At 72.2% G+C, this 19,233-nt stretch carries 22 protein-coding genes; 9 read left to right on the top strand and 13 right to left on the bottom strand.

Annotation, left to right across the window (positions count from 1 at the left end):
• Window positions 1-116: 116 nt before the first annotated feature.
• Complete coding sequence (locus tag ABZW32_RS05275) at window positions 117-689, top strand: PPA1309 family protein (RefSeq protein WP_356211385.1); 573 nt, start codon at window positions 117-119, stop codon at window positions 687-689.
• 67 nt (window positions 690-756) lie between these two features.
• On the opposite strand, the gene ABZW32_RS05270 is transcribed toward ABZW32_RS05275, so the two are convergent.
• From ABZW32_RS05270 to ABZW32_RS05255, 4 genes are all read right to left on the bottom strand, one after another.
• Window positions 757-1,845, bottom strand: coding sequence for a PDZ domain-containing protein (locus ABZW32_RS05270; RefSeq protein ID WP_356211382.1), 1,089 nt, complete (start codon window positions 1,843-1,845; stop codon window positions 757-759).
• Between the two features lie 188 nt (window positions 1,846-2,033).
• Window positions 2,034-2,240 (bottom strand): hypothetical protein, encoded by a 207-nt coding sequence (locus ABZW32_RS05265; RefSeq protein ID WP_356211379.1) that lies wholly within the window; start codon window positions 2,238-2,240, stop codon window positions 2,034-2,036.
• A gap of 166 nt (window positions 2,241-2,406) precedes the next feature.
• A complete protein-coding gene (locus tag ABZW32_RS05260; protein ID WP_356211376.1) occupies window positions 2,407-2,868 on the bottom strand; it encodes a molybdenum cofactor biosynthesis protein MoaE in 462 nt (153 codons plus the stop codon).
• Between the two features lie 131 nt (window positions 2,869-2,999).
• Window positions 3,000-4,166 (bottom strand): SDR family oxidoreductase, encoded by a 1,167-nt coding sequence (locus ABZW32_RS05255; RefSeq protein ID WP_356211373.1) that lies wholly within the window; start codon window positions 4,164-4,166, stop codon window positions 3,000-3,002.
• Window positions 4,167-4,357: 191 nt separating this feature from the next.
• Here ABZW32_RS05255 and ABZW32_RS05250 point away from each other — a divergent pair, with 191 nt between their 5' ends.
• Together ABZW32_RS05250 and ABZW32_RS05245 are read left to right on the top strand one after the other, a co-directional pair.
• A complete protein-coding gene (locus tag ABZW32_RS05250) occupies window positions 4,358-5,758 on the top strand; it encodes a zinc-dependent metalloprotease (RefSeq protein WP_356211370.1) in 1,401 nt (466 codons plus the stop codon).
• Window positions 5,755-6,285, top strand: coding sequence for an NUDIX hydrolase (locus ABZW32_RS05245; protein ID WP_356211367.1), 531 nt, complete (start codon window positions 5,755-5,757; stop codon window positions 6,283-6,285). Before ABZW32_RS05250 ends, ABZW32_RS05245 begins: the two co-directional genes overlap by 4 nt.
• Window positions 6,286-6,358: 73 nt before the next feature.
• On the opposite strand, the gene ABZW32_RS05240 is transcribed toward ABZW32_RS05245, so the two are convergent.
• The 4 genes from ABZW32_RS05240 to ABZW32_RS05225 form a co-directional block, all read right to left on the bottom strand.
• Window positions 6,359-7,114, bottom strand: coding sequence for an AIM24 family protein (locus tag ABZW32_RS05240; RefSeq protein ID WP_266842151.1), 756 nt, complete (start codon window positions 7,112-7,114; stop codon window positions 6,359-6,361).
• Between the two features lie 17 nt (window positions 7,115-7,131).
• Window positions 7,132-7,812 (bottom strand): AIM24 family protein, encoded by a 681-nt coding sequence (locus ABZW32_RS05235; RefSeq protein WP_030225900.1) that lies wholly within the window; start codon window positions 7,810-7,812, stop codon window positions 7,132-7,134.
• A gap of 29 nt (window positions 7,813-7,841) precedes the next feature.
• Entirely contained in the window at window positions 7,842-9,545 is a 1,704-nt protein-coding gene (locus ABZW32_RS05230) for a TerD family protein (RefSeq protein WP_356211364.1), read from the bottom strand.
• 131 nt (window positions 9,546-9,676) lie between these two features.
• A complete protein-coding gene (locus tag ABZW32_RS05225) occupies window positions 9,677-10,216 on the bottom strand; it encodes a M48 family metallopeptidase (RefSeq protein WP_356211361.1) in 540 nt (179 codons plus the stop codon).
• A 267-nt stretch (window positions 10,217-10,483) separates the two neighbouring features.
• On the opposite strand from ABZW32_RS05225, the gene ABZW32_RS05220 reads away from it, so the two are divergent.
• Entirely contained in the window at window positions 10,484-11,590 is a 1,107-nt protein-coding gene (locus ABZW32_RS05220; protein WP_356211358.1) for a ThiF family adenylyltransferase, read from the top strand.
• A gap of 138 nt (window positions 11,591-11,728) precedes the next feature.
• Window positions 11,729-13,057 carry an AarF/ABC1/UbiB kinase family protein gene (locus ABZW32_RS05215; RefSeq protein ID WP_356211355.1) on the top strand — a complete coding sequence of 443 codons (1,329 nt, stop codon included), beginning with the start codon at window positions 11,729-11,731 and terminating at the stop codon, window positions 13,055-13,057.
• 43 nt (window positions 13,058-13,100) lie between these two features.
• Here the strand turns inward: ABZW32_RS05215 and ABZW32_RS05210 are convergent, their stop codons facing one another.
• From ABZW32_RS05210 to ABZW32_RS05190, 5 genes are all read right to left on the bottom strand, one after another.
• Entirely contained in the window at window positions 13,101-13,307 is a 207-nt protein-coding gene (locus ABZW32_RS05210) for a hypothetical protein (protein WP_356211352.1), read from the bottom strand.
• Window positions 13,308-13,430: 123 nt separating this feature from the next.
• Window positions 13,431-13,763, bottom strand: coding sequence for a hypothetical protein (locus ABZW32_RS05205; RefSeq protein ID WP_285535687.1), 333 nt, complete (start codon window positions 13,761-13,763; stop codon window positions 13,431-13,433).
• Window positions 13,760-14,131, bottom strand: coding sequence for a WhiB family transcriptional regulator (locus tag ABZW32_RS05200; RefSeq protein ID WP_030225917.1), 372 nt, complete (start codon window positions 14,129-14,131; stop codon window positions 13,760-13,762). The genes ABZW32_RS05205 and ABZW32_RS05200 overlap by 4 nt, the downstream gene beginning before the upstream one ends.
• Window positions 14,132-14,314: 183 nt before the next feature.
• Complete coding sequence (locus ABZW32_RS05195; RefSeq protein ID WP_030225919.1) at window positions 14,315-14,620, bottom strand: hypothetical protein; 306 nt, start codon at window positions 14,618-14,620, stop codon at window positions 14,315-14,317.
• A gap of 179 nt (window positions 14,621-14,799) precedes the next feature.
• On the bottom strand, window positions 14,800-16,968 hold the full coding sequence (locus ABZW32_RS05190) for an ATP-dependent DNA helicase UvrD2 (RefSeq protein WP_356211348.1): 2,169 nt from the start codon (window positions 16,966-16,968) through the stop codon (window positions 14,800-14,802).
• Between the two features lie 229 nt (window positions 16,969-17,197).
• On the opposite strand from ABZW32_RS05190, the gene ABZW32_RS05185 reads away from it, so the two are divergent.
• From ABZW32_RS05185 to ABZW32_RS05170, 4 genes are all read left to right on the top strand, one after another.
• A complete protein-coding gene (locus tag ABZW32_RS05185; RefSeq protein ID WP_356211345.1) occupies window positions 17,198-17,458 on the top strand; it encodes a mycoredoxin in 261 nt (86 codons plus the stop codon).
• A gap of 188 nt (window positions 17,459-17,646) precedes the next feature.
• Entirely contained in the window at window positions 17,647-17,853 is a 207-nt protein-coding gene (locus ABZW32_RS05180) for a hypothetical protein (RefSeq protein ID WP_356211342.1), read from the top strand.
• Complete coding sequence (locus ABZW32_RS05175; protein WP_356211339.1) at window positions 17,837-18,334, top strand: DUF6879 family protein; 498 nt, start codon at window positions 17,837-17,839, stop codon at window positions 18,332-18,334. Before ABZW32_RS05180 ends, ABZW32_RS05175 begins: the two co-directional genes overlap by 17 nt.
• The gene (locus ABZW32_RS05170) at window positions 18,331-19,233 is read left to right on the top strand and encodes a Scr1 family TA system antitoxin-like transcriptional regulator (RefSeq protein ID WP_356211336.1); all 903 of its coding nucleotides are present in this window, start codon (window positions 18,331-18,333) and stop codon (window positions 19,231-19,233) included. The genes ABZW32_RS05175 and ABZW32_RS05170 overlap by 4 nt, the downstream gene beginning before the upstream one ends.

The following is a 19,233-nucleotide window of genomic DNA, read 5'->3' as shown; positions in this document are numbered from 1 at the left end:
GTCGGTCTCTGGCGTACTGGAAAAGTGTCCAAAGCTGGGCCCCCGATCGTAGGGCCCACTCATGCAACTTACTGAGGCTTTAGTCAGTTCCCGCTATCGGGGAGAAAGGAGGCAGGATGTTGTCCATGTCCAACCTTTCTCCCTCCCCCGGCACCCCGATGGCGGCCGGTCCGCTGACCCGCGCCGTCCTCGAAATCGACGAGTACGCCTCCACCCTCGGCTGGGACAAGCCCGCCCGGCTCTTCGCCCTGGTCGACACGGCCCGCCTGCGCCGCTCGGAGCCGGGCCTCGCGAACCAGCTGGGCCTCGACCTCGACGACGCCGGCAAGAGCCAGCTGACCCCGATCGAGCAGGACCAGGTCCCGGCCGGGATGCCGCTGGACAAGTTCCTGGGGACCATCGCCTGGCCCGATGCGATCGTCGGCTGCGCCCTCACCGTGGAGCGGCTGATGCTGCCGCCGTCCGCGGAGGCCTCCGTACCGGAGGGGCTCAGCGACAAGCAGCTGGCCAAGTGGGTCGCCGGGCACCCCGACCGGCAGGAGGTCCGCCTGACGGTGGGCGTGCTGCGCGACGGGTCGCGGGAGTCCGCCGTGCGGCTGCGGGAGAAGGACTCCTCCAGCGAGGTGCTGACCGGGGCGACCCTGGTGCCGGGCCTGGCCGAGGCCCTGGCCGCGACCTTCCTGGACTAGTCGGACCGACCGGGCGGGACCCGGCGGGTGCGGCGGGTGCGGGTGCGGGTGCGGCGGGGTCCGGCGGTCAGGACTTCGTGCACCGCGGCAGCCCCGCCGTGTCCCCCTTGCCGATCTTCTCCAGGGCCTTGGTGGCGTCGTCGATGGTGGAGACCTTCACCAGGGTCAGGCCGTCGGGGGTGTGCGCCGCGGCGGAGGCGCAGTTCTCGGCCGGGGTGAGGAAGTACTCGGCGCCGGCCTGGCGGGCTCCGATGGTCTTCATCTGGATGCCGCCGATGGGGCCGACCTTGCCGGTGTCGTCGATGGTGCCGGTGCCCGCGATGAACTTCCCGCCGGTCAGGCTCTGCGGGGTGAGCTTGTCGACGATGCCGAGGGCGAACATCAGCCCGGCGCTGGGGCCGCCGACATCGGCGAGCTTGATGTCGATCGGGAACGGGAAGGCGTGGTCGGTCCCGGCCCGGATGCCGACGATGGCGTGGCCGTCGTCGGGCGCCTTGCCCGCGGTGATGGTGATCTTGGTGCTGCCGGTGGGCTCGCGGTTCTCCTTCTCGGCCGCGGCGGCGTCGGCGGCCGGGACGATGGTGAATTCCACCGGCTCCCCGGGCTTGTGCTTGGTGACGAGCTTCGCCACGTCGCCCGGCTCGTTGACCGGGGAGCCGTCCACGTCCTTGATCACGTCCCCGGCGTGCAGCTTCCCCTCGGAGGGGCTGCCCTTGACGACGGTGGAGACGATGACCCGGGCGGTGACCGGGATGCCGAGCTGCTTGAGGGCCGCCACCTTGGCGCTCTCCTGCGACTGGCTGAACTCCTCGGCGTTCTCCTGCGTCGATTCCTTGTCCGTCTTGCCGTTCGGATAGAGGTTCTCGTGCGGCACGACGATGTTGTCGCCGGCCACCCAGCCGTAGACCGCTTCCAGCAGGTTCATGTCGTAGTCGGCGCCGGTGACGCGGACCGTGGTCATGTTGAGGTGACCGCTGGTCGGGTACGTCTTGCGGCCCGAGATGTTCAGGACCGGCTCGCCGCGCGAGTCGCCGAGCGTGTTCACGGTGGGGCCCGGGCTCATCTCCGAGTACGGGACCCTGACGAACACTCCCACGCAGAGCAGCGCGAACAGCACGAGGAAGGAGGCGAGCATCGTCGCGGTGCGGCGTGGCATGGCTCGACAGTACGTGACGGCCTCTGCGGGCGGCCCCCGGGGCCGGTCCGTACGGGGTCCTCGGGCGGAACTCTCAGGGGATTCTCAGCGGAGCCGAACCTTCCGGCGGATGGGGCTCGCGGTACTCCCCGCGCTGCCTTCCCGCGGAACCTTCCGGCGGTGCTTCCCGGCGGGACTCTCGGGACGCCTCAGACGGCGTCGGAACCGGAGTGCGCCTTTTCTTTCATACGGGCCTGATGGGCCCGGTCTGCCTCGTCCATGACCTCGCGGAACCTCGCGTAACCGGCGAGCTCGGATATGTCGCCTTGAGTGCGGTCGCGTGCCGCCCAGCTGCCCCATATCGCCGCCCCGATCGCGGCGAACAGCGGAATCAGCAACCACGCCAGTGACGCCATGGACGTGCCTCCCTGCCCCGAAAGTACGTGTCGTCTGTGGCTTCAACGCTCGTGCCCGGGAGGGGGTTACGCAAATCGAGGGCGTGTTGCGCGGCCGAACGGGTGTGAGGCTACTCCTCCGCGGGGACGCCCCCGTGCCCGGGGTGTCCGTACCCGGCCGTCCGCGTCAGCAGGCGCCGACCCACTCCTCCGTGCCGTTCGAGAACGTCTGGTGCTTCCAGATCGGGACCTCGTGCTTGAGGTCGTCTATCAGCATCCGGCAGGCCTCGAAGGCCTCGCCCCGGTGCGGGCAGGAGACGGCGACGATCACGGCGAGGTCGCCCACGGCCAGGTCGCCGACGCGGTGCACCGCGGCCAGCGCGCGGACCGGGTACTTCTCGATGACCCGGTCGGCGACGCGCCGCATCTCGGCCTCGGCCGTGGGATGGGAGGAGTAGCCGAGCGAGTCCACGTCGGCGCCGGCGTCGTGGTTGCGCACCGTGCCGACGAAGAGGGTCGTACCGCCGGTCGCGTCGTCGCCGACGGCCCGGAAGACCTCGTCGATGGAGAGCGGGGCGTCACGGATCTCGAGCAGCCGGATCGGGTCCGGAGCGGCCTGCTCGCCGGGGTGGTCGAAGTGCGGTGCCATGTCTTCCATCGTGCCCTAGCGGCCGTGGCGGTGGAATACCCGATTCGCCCGGGCCCGGCCCGCCCGGTTGGGAGCCTCCTACAGGAGCCCCGCCGGGCCGGGCGGGGCGTCGGTCCGGTTCGGATGCCGGTTCAGATGCCCCGGCGCCGGCGGGCCCGGCGGACCGCGGCGGCGGCGCCCAGGAGGGCCACCGTCGCACCGGCGGCGCCGGCGGCGGTGGCGGCGTCCTTGCGCCCCAGCCTGCGGCCCGCGACGGTGTGCCGGCCCGCCACCTCCTGGAGCAGCTCGGCGAGGACCTCCTCGTTGGTCCAGCGGGGCCGCCAGCCCGCCGCGTGCAGCCCGCTGACGCTGACCACCCACGGGTGCATCGTGTACGCGAGGTCCCCGGCCGGGGACGGGGTCAGGCCGATCCGGTGCAGCCGGGCGGCCGCGCCCAGGGCGACCGCCGAGGGAAGTTCCATGCGGCGGATGCCGCTCAGCTCCTCGACCTCCTCCTGCTCCAGCCAGCCCTCGCAGCCGACGGCCAGCTCGCCCTCGGCCTTCTCCAGCGCCGCGTACTCCAGGGCGCTGACCAGGTCCTCCACGTGGCAGAACTGCCAGGTGGGCCGGGATCCGGCGACGACGAGCAGGCGCGGGGACTCGAAGTACCGGGTCAGGGCGGTGTCGGTGCCGCCGACCAGGACCGCCGGGCGGACCACCGTCACGTTCAGCCCGGGGTGCGCCCGCGGGGCCCGGCGGCCCAGGCGCTCGATCTCCAGCAGGTCGCCGACACCGGTCGCCTCGGCGGTGGCGCGCAGCTCGGAGTCCTCCGAGAGCGGGATGTCGTTGTCCGGAAGGGCCCCGTAGACCATCGCGGAGGTGCACAGCACGACCCGGTGCACGCCGGCCGCCGCGGCGGCGGTCAGGACGGTCTGGGTTCCGCGTACGTTGTACGCGGTACGGGCCGCGGGGTCGGTCTCCAGGTCGAGGTCCAGCGCGAGGTGGACCACGACGTCCGCGCCGCGCAGCTTCTCCGCGATCGCGGGGTCCCGTACGTCGAGGACGTGCCACTGCGCGGACGCACAGTCCCCGCGCCGCTCGTCGATGGCGACGACCTGCTTGACCTCGTCGGACACGGCGAGCCGGGCGACCAGCGCCGCGCCGACCCCGGACGCGGCGCCGGTCACCGCGATCACGGGGCTGCGCCGTCGCGGTTCGGCCTGGTTTCGCGACTGGCGAACGCCGGGGGCGCTGTCGCCGTGCTCGGGGCGGATTTCGGCGTCGTGCGGCGCGCGAGCCTGCGGATCTGGGGAACTCACCGGGCGTCTCCAGCGGTTGTCTTCAGTAGGGACGCGTCGTGACGCGTACCCACCAGGTGATGTCCATCCTGCCGCAGCCCAGGAGTCGGCGGAGCACCGAGCCCGGAAGCGGGAGTGGTGTCTACGCTGGGTGTGTTGTCGGACCATTGCCCGTCGGCTCCCGCCGACGGCCCTACGAGCCGAGGAAACCCGTGAGCGACACCCCATTCGGATTCGGCCTTCCGCCGGAGGAGCCGGAGAACGGCGACGAGGGCAAGAAGGGCGGGCAGGGCGGCCCCGCGAATCCGTTCGGGTTCGGCCCTGGCGGCCTCCCCGGCGGTGCGGACAATCCCTTCGCCGCGATGTTCGGCTCGATGAACCCGAACGACCTCGGCGCCGCCTTCCAGCAGCTCGGCCAGATGCTGAGCTACGAGGGCGGTCCGGTCAACTGGGACATGGCCAAGGACATCGCCCGCCAGACCGTCGCCCAGGGCACCGCGGACGGCGTGAAGGACGTGAGCGTCGGCGCCGCCGAGAAGTCGGCCGTCGAGGAGGCCGTGCGCCTCGCCGACCTGTGGCTGGACGGGGTGACCTCCCTCCCCTCCGGCGCCAACGCGGCCGTGGCCTGGAGCCGCGCCGAGTGGGTCGAGGCGACCCTGCCGGTGTGGAAGGAGCTCGTCGACCCGGTCGCCGAGCGCGTCGGCGCGGCCATGGGCAGCGTGCTGCCCGAGGAGATGCAGGCCATGGCGGGCCCGCTGCTCGGGATGATGCGCTCCATGGGCGGGGCCATGTTCGGCCAGCAGATCGGCCAGGCCGTGGGCACGCTCGCCGGCGAGGTCGTCGGATCCACCGACATCGGGCTGCCGCTCGGTCCGGCCGGACGGGCGGCGCTGCTGCCGCTGAACATCGAGGGCTTCGGCAAGGACCTCGGCGTCCCCTCGGACGAGGTGCGGCTGTACCTGGCCCTGCGCGAGGCGGCACACGCCCGTCTGTTCGCGCACGTGCCGTGGCTGCGTTCGCACCTGTTCGGCGCGGTCGAGGGCTACGCGCGCGGCATCAAGGTGGACACCTCGAAGCTGGAGGACGTGGTCGGCCAGCTCGACCCGTCGAACCCGGAGCAGCTGCAGGAGGCGCTCCAGGGCGGCATGTTCCAGCCGCAGGACACCCCGGAGCAGAAGGCCGCGCTGGCCCGCCTGGAGACGGCGCTCGCGCTGGTCGAGGGCTGGGTGGACGCGGTCGTGCACGAGGCGGCCAAGCCCCGTCTGACCTCGGCCGACGCGATGCGCGAGACCATGCGCCGGCGCCGCGCCTCGGGCGGCCCGGCGGAGCAGACCTTCGCGACGCTGATCGGGCTGGAGCTGCGTCCGCGGCGGCTGCGCGACGCCTCGCGGCTGTGGGCCTCGCTCACCGACGCGCGCGGTGTGGACGGCCGCGACGGGCTGTGGGAGCACCCCGACATGCTGCCGACCGCCTCCGACCTGGACGACCCGGACGGTTTCGTGCACCGCGAGCAGCTGGACTTCTCCGAGATCGACAAGATGCTCGGCGAGGCGGCCCGCAAGCACGACGAGGACGGCCGCGGCGGCGACCAGGACGGCGACGAGAAGAAGTGAGCCTGCACGAAGACGCGGTCCTCGTCCTGAAGCGGTACGAGGACCAGCCCGAGCTCCGCGACCTGTACCTGGAGCACCTGGCCGCCCACCCGGACGGGGTCTACAAGCCCTGCGCGGCCGGTCACGTCACCGGCAGCGCGCTGGTCGTCGACCCGCAGCGCGGGCGGGTCCTGCTGACCCTGCACAAGAAGCTCGGCCTGTGGCTCCAGATGGGCGGGCACTGCGAGGCGGACGACACCACGCTCGCCGGGGTGGCGCTGCGCGAGGCCGTCGAGGAGTCGGGGATCGCCTCCGGGCTGACGCTGGTGCCGGGCGGGCCGGTGCGCCTGGACCGGCATCCGATCCCGGCGCCCTGCAACTGGCACCTGGACGTGCAGTACGCGGCGCTGGCTCCGGCCGGTGCCGTGGCGGAGATCAGCGAGGAGTCGCTGGACCTGCGCTGGTTCCCGTACGAGGAGGTGGCGGCGGTGGCCGACACCTCGGTGGTGCTGCTGCTGGAGGCGACCCTGGCGCGCCTGGGCGCGTAGGGCCGCCGGTACGGCGGAGGGGGGCCGGTCCGGGCGGACCGGCCCCCTCCGCCGTCGCGCGGGGTGCGGTGGCTCAGTTCCAGGCGTTGTTCTGGTTCTGGGCGTGGGCACCGTGCTGGCCCATTCCGTACTGGGCGGCCATGCCCTGTCCGAGCTGGGCGTTCTGCGGCGGGAGCAGCTCGCTGGGCTGGACCAGGGCGAAGCCGGTGCCGAGGAAGCTGAGCTCCCAGCCCTCTCCGGTGTTGCCGCGGCGCCGCCACACGCCGGTGGAGTGCGTCTGGGCCTGCATCTGCACGCGCAGGGAGGTGGACCAGGCGACGATGGCGTCGGCGTCGGCGTTGACGTACTTGTCGGGGGTGACCTGCATCATCAGCGGCTGACCGGAGGTCATGAGCGCGACCTTGCCGCGGCCGCTGATGTTGAGCTGGTACTTGCCGGAGCCGGAGATGCCGTACTGGCTGTCGACGGCGATGGCCTCGGTGTGCAGGGTGGAGTCCAGGGCGAGCACGTAGCTGCTGTCGACGGTGAGGCCGTCCTGGTCGACGTCGACGACGTGGACGTGCTGGGCGAGGTTGGCCAGGTAGACGGTGCCCTGCCCGGAGCAGCGCATCAGGTCCAGGCCCTCGCCGGTGCGGGCGCGGGCGGTGCGCTGGGTGGTGCTCTGGTACTCGCCGTCGAAGTCGACGATGCCCTGGTAGGCGACCATCGCGCCCTTGCGGGCGAGGACGTCGTCGGAGCCGGTCAGCGAGACCCGCAGGAGCTGCGGGTTCTGGACGGTGTACCGGTCCTGGGACTGCGCTTCCGCGTAGCCGAAAAGTGAGCTCTGCATGATGTGTCCGCTCCCCCTCAGCCCCGGGTCCGGAGCCGGTCGGTGCTGTCCTCGCTGGGCTGTACGACGACGATGCCCTGGCCGGAGAAGGCCATCTGGTAGGCCTCCCCGCTGCCCCGGCCGATCATCGACGAGGCCTTGAAGCTGCGCTTCCCCTTGACCTTGAGGTTCGGGGACCAGGCGACGAGCGCGTCCGGGTCCACGTAGGTCTCGTCCTCGCCGCGGCCGCAGTCGACGACGATCGGGGTGCCGCGGGAGGTGATGGCGACCCATCCGGTTCCGGACACCTGGACGTTGAACAGGCCCTGGCCCGCGAACTTCGCCATGCCCTTGACCCGCTCGACGCCCCACTGGAGGTGGGCGTCGAAGGCGAGGAGGTTGGTGCCGTTGACGGAGAGGGCGTCGTTGTTGAGGTTGACGCAGACGACGTCGGCGCCGTAGTCGGCGAGGTAGAGCAGGCCGTCGCCGGTGCACTTCATCAGCGGGGCGCCCTCGCCGGTCAGCCACTGCGAGGCCATCTGGCGCACGGCCGGGGGGTTGGGCTCGTACTGGACGAAGCCCTCGTAGGCGACCATCGAGCCGGTGCGGGCGAAGAGGTCCTGGCCGCTCTGCATGGCGACCTTGAGCATGGCGCGGCCGTGGTTCTCCATGCGGGCCGTGACGGGGGTGGGGGCGTAGCCCGCGAGCTGCTGGTTCATTGCGTTCATGGCGTTCATGTGGGGCTCCCTCAGACCTCGTACGGCTGGACGACGATGAAGTTGCCGGGAGCGCCGCGGAACTGGAGGTTCACGGTCTCCCCGCTGTGGCCGGGGTAGGCGTTGCGCCGCAGGCGCACCTGGCTGGAAATGATCACCTGGGAGGCGGCCGACCACGCGACGATGGCGTTGCTGTCCGCGAAGGTGGTCGGGGTGACGGGGAGGACGACGGGGGCGCCGTGCGTCTTGACGATCACCGTGCCGGAGCCCTGGAAGAGCATGGTGAACAGGGCGCCGCCGGGGATGCCGTGGCCCTCGATCCGGCGGACCTCGTGCTGGAGGGACTCGTCGAAGGCGAGGACGGACTCGGCGGAGACGCAGATGCCGTCGCCCTGGAGCTCGATGGCGTGCAGGTGCGCGCCGTTCTCGGCGAGGAAGACCTGGCCGCGGCCCGAGCAGCGCATCAGCTGCATCTCCTGGCCGGTGGCGTTGCCGACGATACGGCCGGCGAAGCCCGCGCCCTTGTAGCTGAAGTCGACCTTGCCCTGGTAGAGGACCATGCTGCCCTGGCGGGCGAGGACGGGCTGGCCGCCCATCGACAGGTCGACGCGCATGAGCTGCTGGTTCTGCGGGGTCCAGCGGGCGCCCGTGGGGGCTTCCTTGTACGGCTGGAGGGCGGCGGCGAGGCCGTGGCCGGCGGCCTGCGGGGCCTGGCCGTAGGGCGCCGGGGGCTGCTGGCCGTAGGGCGGCTGCTGCTGGCCGTAGCCGGGCTGCTGGCCGTACTGCTGGCCCGGGACCTGGCCGTACGGGGCCTGCGGCTGCTGGCCGTAGGGCGCGGGGGCCGGGGCGGGCGGGGGGACCTGGGCGCCGTACGAGGAGTGCGGCTGCTGCTGGCCGCCGTACGAGGGCGGGCCGGGCTGCTGCGGCGGGTGGGGCGGCTGGCCGTACGGGGCCGCGGGCGCGGGCGGGACCAGCGGGGCGATCATGGTCGGCTGCGAGTGCACCGGCGCGGGGGCCGGGGGCTGCTGCTGCGGCGCCGCGTAGGGCGCGGGCTGCGGCGGCTGGGGCTGCTGCGGCGGCTGGGGCTGGGCGGGGGCGGCGAAGGCCGGGGCCGGGGCGGCCGCCTGCGGGGGCGGGGCGAAGCCGGGGGCTGCGGGCTGCGGCGGGGCCTGGGCCGGCACCTGCTGCTGCGCCGGCTGCTCGTCCTCCTCGGCGACCTCGCCGCCGAAGTTCTTCAGCAGCGCGGCGAGTCCGCCGTCGAAGCCCTGGCCGACGGCGGCGAAGCGCCACGCGTCCTTGAAGTAGAGGTCGCCGATCATCAGCGCGCGTTCGGTGCTGAACTCGGAGCCGGTGAAGGAGTACCGGACGACCTCCTCGCCGCCGGCCACGATCCGGATGTAGCCGGGGCCGATCTGCGACATCTGGCCGGCGCCGTCGAGGGTGGCGCTGAAGGACAGCTTGCGGACGGCCGTCGGCACGCGGTCGAGGGTCACCCGGAAGGATTCCGTGTCACCGGCCTGCGGACCGAGCTGCTGGATGGACTCCTCGGGCGACTTCGGCTGGTTGTAGAAGACGAAGTAACGGTCGTCCGAGAGCTGCTCGTTGGCGTCGAGGCCGAAGCAGCTGATGTCGAAGGTGAGCCCGGGCCCGGCGATCTGGACGCCCACGTACAGATCGGTGCCCGCCGTCAGATCACTGATCTTGGCCTTGTGGCCGCGTTGGAATTCCCTGGCCATACGTCCGACCGTCCCCCATCCCGACTGTGAATGCGTACCGCTGAATGCGTGCCGCTCAGGCTAACGGCTCCTGCGGACATCCGGCCAAGCCGGTACCGACCCGGTACACAATCGCGTTCCGTGACAGAAGGTCATTCCTCGCGGGCGCCCGGAATCCGGGGGAGGCGTTCCGCGGCGACCACGCCTTCGAGGAATCCTCGGGCCCGCTCCGTCTTCGGGTAGGAGTCCAGCAGCTCCCAGAAGCGGGGGCCGTGGCCGGGCACCAGGAGGTGCGCCAGCTCGTGGAGCAGCACGTAGTCGACGACGTACTCCGGCATGCCCTGCAGGCGGTGCGAGAGGCGGATGCTGCCCTCGGCCGGGGTGCAGGAGCCCCAGCGGGTGTTCTGGTTGGTGACCCAGCGGACCGAGCGGGGGCGAGCGCGGCCGGCGAAGTACTGCTCCGACAGGTGCCCGGCGCGTTCGGTGAGTTCCGTGTCGCCCAGGGTGCGCTTGCTCTCCTGGGCGGCGAGCTTGTCCAGCATGACGCCCACCCAGCGCCGCTCCTCCGCCTCGGACATCCGGGCAGGGATCAGCACGACCGTCCGGTCACCCTCGCGGTAGGCGGACACGGTCCTGCGGCGGCGCGCGCTCCGGCGGACTTCCACGGCGCGCTGGGGTGGGTCGGCGGACACGCCTCGAAGGTACCCGGTCGTCGTGGCGGAAGTCCCGCGCGTCCGCCGTTCGAACACGAGCGGGGCGCGGGCGGCGCCGGAAGGGGATCCCGAACGGGGTCCCGGGGGCGCCTCTTTCTCCATCTCATATGCCTAATACCCCTCGCCTGTGGACAAACTTACGCACGCCCGGAGGAAGACGGGCATGGTGACGGGAGAAGAGAGGCGCGGCGGAGGGACCGGGGTCCCCGGCCGCACGTCGGGACGCACCACCACGAGGGGGAAGCCGTGTATCCGAAGGTGAAGCCGGCCCTGGCACGGGCCTGGAGGGATCTGCAGACGGTCCAGTTCGGTGTGACGCCCGCGCACGCGGTGGTCCTCGGGCCGGTCGACACGGCCACGGGCTCCCTGATCGACCGGATCGACGGCACGCGGGGCATGGACCTGCTGCGGACCGAGGCCCGGGGGATGGGGCTCCCGGAGGGGCAGGTGGACGAGCTGGTGCGGCGGCTCGCGCGCGCCGGGCTGCTCGACGACGTCACCGCGGGAGGGCCGCGGGCCCAGGCGGTGCGGCGGCGCCCCGAGGCCCTGGAGCGGCTCGGGCCCGATCTGGGCTCGCTCTCGCTGGTGCACCGCGAACCGGGCGGTGACTTACGGGGCCTCGCGGCACGCCGGGCGATACGGGTCCAGGTGCGCGGGAGCGGCCGGGTGGGGGCGGTGGTCGCGGCCGTCCTGGCGTCGGCCGGGGTCGGTGCGGTCGACGTGCTCGACGGGGGCCGGGTGACCGTGGCGGACGTGGCGCCGGGCGGGCTCGGTCCGGCCGATGTGGGCCGGCTGCGGGCCGAGGCCGCGAGAGCCCTGGTACGGGGGGCCGCGCCGGGGAGGCCCGCGCGCACCGGGGATCCCGAAGGGCCGGAGCCCGGCCCGGCGCTGGTGGTGGTCGCGCCCCGGGACGGGCTGCAGGCGTGGGCCCCCGATCCGGCCGCCGCGGCCGACTGGGTCGCCGCGGGCACCCCGCACCTGTACGCGGGGGTGCTGGAGGGGACGGGGCTGGTCGGCCCGCTGGTGCTGCCGGGCGCCACGGCCTGCGCCGGATGCATGGAGCGCGACCGCGTCGACCGGGATCCGGCCTGGCCGAGGATGCTGGTGCAGTGGCGGTCGGCGCACCGCCGCCGGGATTCGGGGGCCTGCGACGTGGGGCTGTCCACGGCGGTGGCGGGGCTGGCCGCGGCACACGCCCTGGCCTTCCTCGACGGAGAGCTGCCCGCCTCGACCGCCGCCCGCTGGGAGGCCGCGCTCCCGGGGGCGCACTGGGAGCGGTCGCCGCTGCATCCCCATCCGGACTGTCCCTGCGCGGCGGCGCCGGCCGTGGCCGCCCCGGCGGTGCGGTCGTGAACGGCCGGAGCCGCGGCGGACCGGGGGCGGGTGCCCGGGTCCGCGGGCGAGGGGGCTCGTGACAGGATGCGTCGGGGGCCGAGGGGCCGTCCCGGATCCGCCGCTCGCGGCGCAGCCGTCTGGGAACAGGAGGGGCGTATGTCTGATCTTCCCCGGAAGGCGGTCACCCGTACCGTCAAGCTGGCCGCTCTGCCGCTCGGCATCGCCGGCCGGGCGACCTGGGGGCTGGGCAAGCGGATCGGCGGGAAGTCGGCCGAGATCGTCGCCCGGGAGCTCCAGCAGCGCACCGCCGAGCAGTTGTTCCGCACGCTCGGCGAGTTGAAGGGCGGTGCCATGAAGTTCGGGCAGGCCCTGTCGGTGTTCGAGTCGGCGCTTCCCGAGGAGGTCGCGGGCCCGTACCGGGCGGCGCTGACCAAGCTTCAGGAGGCGGCCCCGCCGCTGCCGGCGGCGCGGGTGCACCAGGTGCTGGCCGAGCGGCTCGGCGAGGACTGGCGGGAGCTGTTCGAGGAGTTCGAGGACAAGCCGGCCGCTGCCGCCTCCATCGGCCAGGTGCACCGGGCGGTGTGGCACGACGGCCGGCAGGTGGCGGTCAAGGTCCAGTACCCGGGGGCCGGAGAGGCGCTGCTGTCGGACCTCAAGCAGCTGAGCCGCTTCGCCGGACTGCTCGGGCCGCTGATCCCGGGCATGGACGTGAAGCCCCTGATCACCGAGTTGCGCGACCGGGTCGCGGAGGAGCTGGACTACGAGCTGGAGGCCGAGGCGCAGCGCGCGCACGCGGACGCCTTCGACGCCGACCCGGACGTGGTGGTCCCGGACGTGGTGCACCAGGGCGACCAGGTGCTGGTGACGGAGTGGATGGAGGGCACCCCGCTGTCGGAGGTGATCGCCGACGGCACGCGGGAGGAGCGCGACCGGGCCGGACAACTGCTGGCCCGGTTCCTCTTCTCGGGGCCCGCGCGCACGGGGCTGCTGCACGCCGATCCGCATCCGGGCAACTTCCGGCTGATCGAGGGGGCGGACGGCCGGATGCGGCTGGGCGTGCTCGACTTCGGCACGGTCGACCGGCTGCCGGGCGGCTGGCCCAAACCCATAGGCCGGTCCCTGCGGTTGACCCTGGACGGGGACGCCGAAGGCGTCTACGGCCACCTGTGCGCCGAGGGGTTCGTGAAGGAGTCCATCGAACTCGACCCGGACGCGGTGCTCGACTACCTCAAGCCGATCATCGAGCCCGCCGAGGCGGACGAGTTCACCTTCACCCGGCCGTGGCTGCGCGGTCAGGCGGCGCGGATCGCCGATCCCCGCTCCCCCGCGCACCAGTTGGGGCGGCAGATCAACCTGCCGCCCTCGTACCTGCTGATCCACCGGGTGACGCTGAGCACCATCGGGGTGCTGTGTCAGCTGGGTTCGACGGTGCGGCTGCGCGACGAACTGGAGTCCTGGCTGCCGGGGTTCCTGCCCGAGGACTGAGTCCCGGGGTCCGGCCCCGGGGCGGCCCGGGGTCCGGCCCGGCTCACCACCAGGAGGAGTCGAGGCGGCCCTCGATGGCCCGGAGGTTGGCCCGCGCGCAGTCGACGCAGAAGTACTGTCTGGTGCCGTTCTCCACCGAGCAGGTCCAGGTGGGCGGGGCTCCGTCCGGGGAGCGGGCGCCGCAGCGCGCGCAGACGACGGACTGGGCCCCTGATCCCGGAGGGTCGGGGTGGGGAGTCTGCTGGTCCACCTCCAGACGATATCCCCGCGGAGGGCGTCCGAGCGCCGCAACGCACCGGGGGGACCGGTCCGTTCGGACCGGTCCCCCCGGGGGCCGGGTCACCCGCTCGGTGACCCGGTGGCTCGGTGAGCCTCAGTGCATGACGGCCATGGCGAGCGCGCGCCGGGCGCGCATGGAGACGCGCTCGGCCCTGCGCTGCATGCGCCGCGCGGCGACCAGGCGCAGGGCGTGACGCTCGGCGTCCGCCTCACGCATGCGGTCGTCCATATGGGCACGGGCCAGGGCTTCTGGGATGAGTTGCATTTCGCGGGTCCTGTTCTGACGCGAGGTGATCGCGCCGGCGGTGATGAAGTCTGCGGTGGCGGCGCCGTGCGGCTGCTCGCTCGTGGTGGCGTAGGGGGACATGGGGGCCTGCTTCAGGGGGTCGCGCGTCAGGGGGCGGTCGATGGTTCCGATGGCGGTCATGCCGCTGCAACCGGGTTCTTGCGCGGACGGCCACGGGGACGCTTGCGCGCCACCACGACGCCCTGGACGAAGAGCTCTCCGCCCCAGACGCCCCAGGGCTCGCGGCGCTCCTGGGCGCCGGCGAGGCAGGCCTCGACCAGCGGGCAGGTGCCGCAGAGGGACTTGGCGTACTCGACGTCGGCCGGGGACTCGGCGAAGAAGACCTCGGGGTCGAAGGTGCGGCAGGGAACGGGGACGCCGAGGTTCTCGATGGCGTCGTCGAGCGCGGTGAGCGCGGTGAGGGGGGTCAAGGTGGAGTCCTCCGGGACTGCGGGCGGGGAGATCGTTCGGTTCTGCGGTACGGACGGGGCGTGCGCTTCGAGTTGCACGGTGTTTTCTTCCTCGTCTTGTTCGACTAGTCGTTCCGGCCGGTTGGCCGGTCGCGGCTTGGTACCTGGTCTTGCCAGTCCCGAGGCCCCTTCGCTCCGTCGTCCCCGTTCGGGGACAAACAGAAGGGCCGCGGATCCCGGGTGGGGTTCCGCGGCCCTGAAGGCGCCGGCCTGATCATGCGATCAGGCTGGATCACTCCAGGGTTCGAGCCCGCGGAAGGCCCACATCAGGTGGTGCTGCTGCTTCTTCGTCTGCGTCTGGGATCCGGCACCGGCTGCGGCCGCGAAGCCATAGGCGCCATGCGCCTGGGCTTCCAGTACTGCCACCGGTGCCTGGGTCGGTCGCTCATTGCGCTCGCTGACCGCAAGGGTCGCCAGCAGGGCGGGCCGGTCAGCGGAAATCGCGGACAGACCGGTACCCAGGAGGGAGACGGAACCGAGCAGGCAGGAAGCATCGACCGAGCGATCGGTCATTTTGGTGAAGGTCATGAAGCTGGTCACTGGTCTCGCCTCCTCTCGGCGTCTCGGGGACTCGGCCCGAAGGCCTGTCCCATGCGTATTCGGATAAGTACAGCACGGATCCGGGGCTTCGGAGAAGCCACCGTTTCCGTTGCTAAGAACCTATGGGGATCCGCCGGGCATGTGCAAACTATTTTTCCGACGAGTTTCTACGCGTCGTCAGGATCCGCGCCCGCAGGCTCCTGGCCTGCGCAGATGGCCAGGACATCGGCTCCGTACCGCTCAAGCTTGCGGCCACCCACGCCGGAGATCATCGAGAGCTCCCCCGGCTCGGCGGGCGCGGTCTCCGCGATGGCCATCAGGGTCTTGTCCGTGAACACGCAGTACGCGGGCATCCCCTGGAGCTTCGACTGGCCGGCGCGCCAGTCGCGCAGCCGTTCGTAGAGGCCCTCGTCCATGTCCGACGGGCAGTCCGCGCAGCGCATCAGCTTGATGTCGCCGGCCTCGGTGAGGGTCCTGCCGCAGACCCGGCACAGCGCCGGTCCGCGGCGGCCGCGCTTGCGGGCCGCTCCCGCCTCGGGCCCGCCCGGCCGGCTGCCGGGGACCGCGGAGCCCGGCCGCAGGCCGTTCAGGAAGCGGCTGGGGCGACGGGAGGCCCGGCCCCCCGGAGCCCGGGAGAGCGCCCAGGAGAACGTCAGGTGGTGCCGCGCGCGGGTGACCCCGACGTACAGGAGCCGGCGCTCCTCCTCGATCTGCTCGTCGGTCTTGGCGTAGGTGATCGGCATCATGCCGTCGGTGAGGCCGACCAGGAACACGGCGTCCCACTCCAGGCCCTTCGCGGCGTGCAGCGAGGCGAGGGTGACGCCCTGGACGGTCGGCGCGTGCTGGGCGGCCTTGCGCTCGTCGAGTTCGACGGCGAGGTCGGCCAGGGTCACGCCCGGCCGGCTGCGGGCGAAGTCCTCGGCGAGGCGGACCAGCGCGGCCAGGGACTCCCACTGGTCGCGCACGGCTCCGGAGCCGGCGGGCGGCTCGGTGGTCCAGCCGGTGGAGCTGAGCACGGCCCTGACCTGGGAGCCCAGTTCCACCACGTCCCGCAGGAGCGGGTCGTCGCTGCCGCCGGAGCGCGCGGCACCGCGCAGGGCGAGGACGGCCTTCTGGACCTCGGCCCGTTCGAAGAACCGCTCGGCCCCGCGCAGCTGGTAGGGGACCCCGGCATCGGCCAGGGCCTGCTCGTACACCTCGGACTGGGCGTTGATCCGGTAGAGGACGGCGATCTCGCCGGCCGGGACGCCGGCCGCGATCAGGTCCCGGACCCGGCCGGCCACGCCCTCGGCCTCGGTGGGCTCGTCGGGGTACTCGGCGTAGGCCGGGTCGGGGCCGGGCTCGCGCTGGGAGACCAGCTCCAGGCGGTGCTCGGCGGCCCGCCCCCTGGCCTGGCCCAGCAGGCCGTTGGCCAGGTGGACCACCTGGGGGGTGGAACGGTAGTCGCGGACCAGCTTGACCACGGTGGCCTGCGGGTAGCGGGTGCGGAAGTCGAGCAGGTGGTCGGGGGTGGCCCCGGTGAAGGAGTAGATGGTCTGGCTGGCGTCGCCGACGACGCAGAGGCTGTCGCGGTCGCCGAGCCACAGCTCGAGCAGGCGCTGCTGGAGCGGGCTGACGTCCTGGTACTCGTCCACCACGAAGTGCTGGTACTGGGCGCGGATCTGCTCGGCGATGTCGTGGCGGTCCTGGAGCACGCCGACGGTGAGGAGCAGCACGTCCTCGAAGTCGATCATGCCTCGGTCGCGCTTGAGTTGCTCGTACGTGCCGTAGATCTGGGCGATCTCGGCCAGGTCCCGGGGGGCCTCGCGGCCGGCCTTGAGGGCGGCGGCCGGGTAATCGGCGGGGACGGTCTGGGTGACCTTGGCCCATTCGATCTCGCCCGTGACGTCGCGCAGCTCGTTGCGGTCGAGGCGGATGCGGCAGCGGGCGCCGGCCTCGGCCACGAACTGGATCTTGCGCTCCAGGAGCCGGGGCAGCTCGCCCCCGATGGCGCGGGGCCAGAAGTACTGGAGCTGGCGCAGCGCCGCGGAGTGGAACGTGCGGGCCTGGACCCCGCCCGCGCCGAGGGTGCGCAGGCGGCCGCGCATCTCCCCGGCGGCACGGTTGGTGAAGGTGACGGCGAGCACGCTGGCCGGCATCAGCCGCCCCGAGCGGACCCCGTACGCGATCCGGTGGGTGATCGCGCGGGTCTTGCCGGTACCGGCTCCGGCCAGCACGCACACCGGGCCGCGCAGGGTCGTGGCGACCTCGCGCTGCTCCGGGTCCAGGCCCAGGAGCACGGCGTCCGCGGCGTCTGCGTCGGCCGGGGAGACTGAGGAGTGCGTTGCTGCTGTCACCCCGCCATGCTGCCAGGTCCCGAGGGGCGGGCGGGAAAACCGTCCACAGGCGAGGGGCGTCCTTCATACCGTCGCACCGGCCCCACCAGCCGGAGCGTGCGCGGCAGTCGGATCCGTCACACCAGCCGTCCCCGCCCCCGTTCCGGGAATGGCGCGGCGGCGGGGGACGTTCGAGTACTCGGACCGATCACCGAGACCCGGTCCACCGAGACCTCCCAGAGGAGCGAGCATGCAGGACACGGGCACCGTCACGATGTACAGCACCACCTGGTGCGGCTACTGCAACCGGCTGAAGAAGCAGCTGGACCGCGAGGGCATCGCGTACAACGAGATCAACATCGAGCTCGACCCGGAGTCCGCGAAGTTCGTGGAGCAGGCGAACGGCGGCAACCAGACCGTCCCCACCGTGCTCGTGAAGTCCTCCGCCGGCAACGAGTCCGTCATGACGAACCCGAGCCTGGCCCAGGTCAAGCAGGCCCTCGCCGCCTGACCCCCCTCCGTACATACAGAGTGGCCCCCGCTCCGGCGGGGGCCTTCTGCTGCCCTCTCCCGTCACCGGGGAGACGCGTTTATGCGAAGACGCGCATAGTCGCGTCCGCGCATGGACGGCCCCACCCGTCCGTCCGTACGGTCGTGCTCATCAGGCCCGTCCGGGGCCTGGCACCGAGGGGGCTTCACATGGCACGTGAGGAACTGACCCGGCTCACAGGCAACGGAAACGGCGAGTGCGGGCAGGGGGACTGCCCGAACGTCTACCGGACCACGTCCGGCTCGTTCATCGTCCAGGGCGACGTATCCGCGGCCTTCACCCCGCCCACCGGCGAGGGACTCGTCGAGATCCCCGAAGCAGTGCTCAGGGAGGCGTTCCGTGCTCTTGGATGGTGAAGACTGGGCATCGAGGTTCAAGACGTTCCAGACGGAGGCCTGGCGGCTTGAGACCCTGCCCCAGTACCTCGTACCGCAGGAAGCGGACGAGTTCGCGGCCTTCAGGGCAGGGGCCCGGTTCCCCGGCCCGTATGAGGACTCGTGGATGGAGATGGTGCGGACCCGCAACGTCGGGCGCGTGCACGTCCTCACGCAGCCGCTGAGCGACTACCTGCGGTTCGAGTTCGAGCGGTACTACCGGCATCAGGCTCCGGCGGGGGAAGACATCCGCATCCTCGACGTGACCGACCGGCCGAACCCGCTGCCGGACGTTCAGGATTTCTGGATGTTCGACCGCTCCACGGTCGTCCTCATGCACTACGGAGCGGACGGCAGGCAGATCAGCCGCGAACTCCACGAGGGCGACCCCGCCCCGTTCGTCGAGTACCGGCGCATCGCTGTGGCCGCGTCCGTGCCGTTCCTGGAGTACATCACCGGGTGAGTGTGGAACCTGAGGAGCTCGGCCGGTCCGGCGAGGAGCTGGCGGCCCTGCTGAAAGCGGTACGCAAGCGGTCCGGGCTCTCGGGGGCACGGGCCGCCGCCCGCTGCAACATGTCCCAGTCGAAGGTCAGCCGGATCGAGAACGGCAAGGTCCGACCGTCCCTCGTGGACGTGGAGCAACTCCTGAGGGCCTTCGACGCGGCCCCGGCCCTGGTCTCTCAGGTGATGTCCCTGGCTCGTCTCGCCAATACCGAGTGGCAGGGCGCCCGGGGCATGCGGCGCAAGGGCCTGGACAAGAAGCAGCTTGAGCTGGCCGGCCTGGAGGCGTCGTCGTCGGAGTTCCGGTTCTTCCTGCTGTCGATGGTCACGGGCCTGCTCTCGACTCCGGAGTACATCCGGGCGAGCCTCGCCCACATCCCTGGCGATCACTCCAAGACGATCGCCGGGAAGCTGCAACGGCAGCAGGTCCTGTACGACCGTTCCAAGCGGTTCACGTTCATCCTCACCGAGCAGGCCGTCCGCTGGCCCCTCGTGGGCCCGGATGCGCTCGCGGTGCAGATCGACCACCTGGCCTCGCTGACCCACCTGCCGAACGTACGGCTCGGAGTGATCCCCATGACGGTGCCGACCGGCCCCGCCCCGCTGAACACCTTCACCGTCTACGAAGAATTCCCCCGGACCGGACAACGGCACAAGCGGCCCCTGGTCAGGGCGGCAGCGCAGACCATCCATTTCACAGCTGAGGAGCATCACGTGCCCAAGCACGGTGGCGGTACCGGAAGCGGCCAGGGTGGCAGTCAGCAGGACGACGGGAGCAGTGGACGCGGACACGGAGGCGGCGGCACGGACACCGGCAGTGGAGGCAACTCCTCCGACGGCTCCGGCCCCGCGAAGAAGTAG

The sequence above is a fragment of the Streptomyces sp. NPDC004667 genome, assembly GCF_040609475.1.
Lineage (GTDB): Bacteria > Actinomycetota > Actinomycetes > Streptomycetales > Streptomycetaceae > Streptomyces.
Note: the sequence above shows the minus strand (reverse complement) of the source record. Positions and strands in the feature narration are given on the sequence as shown.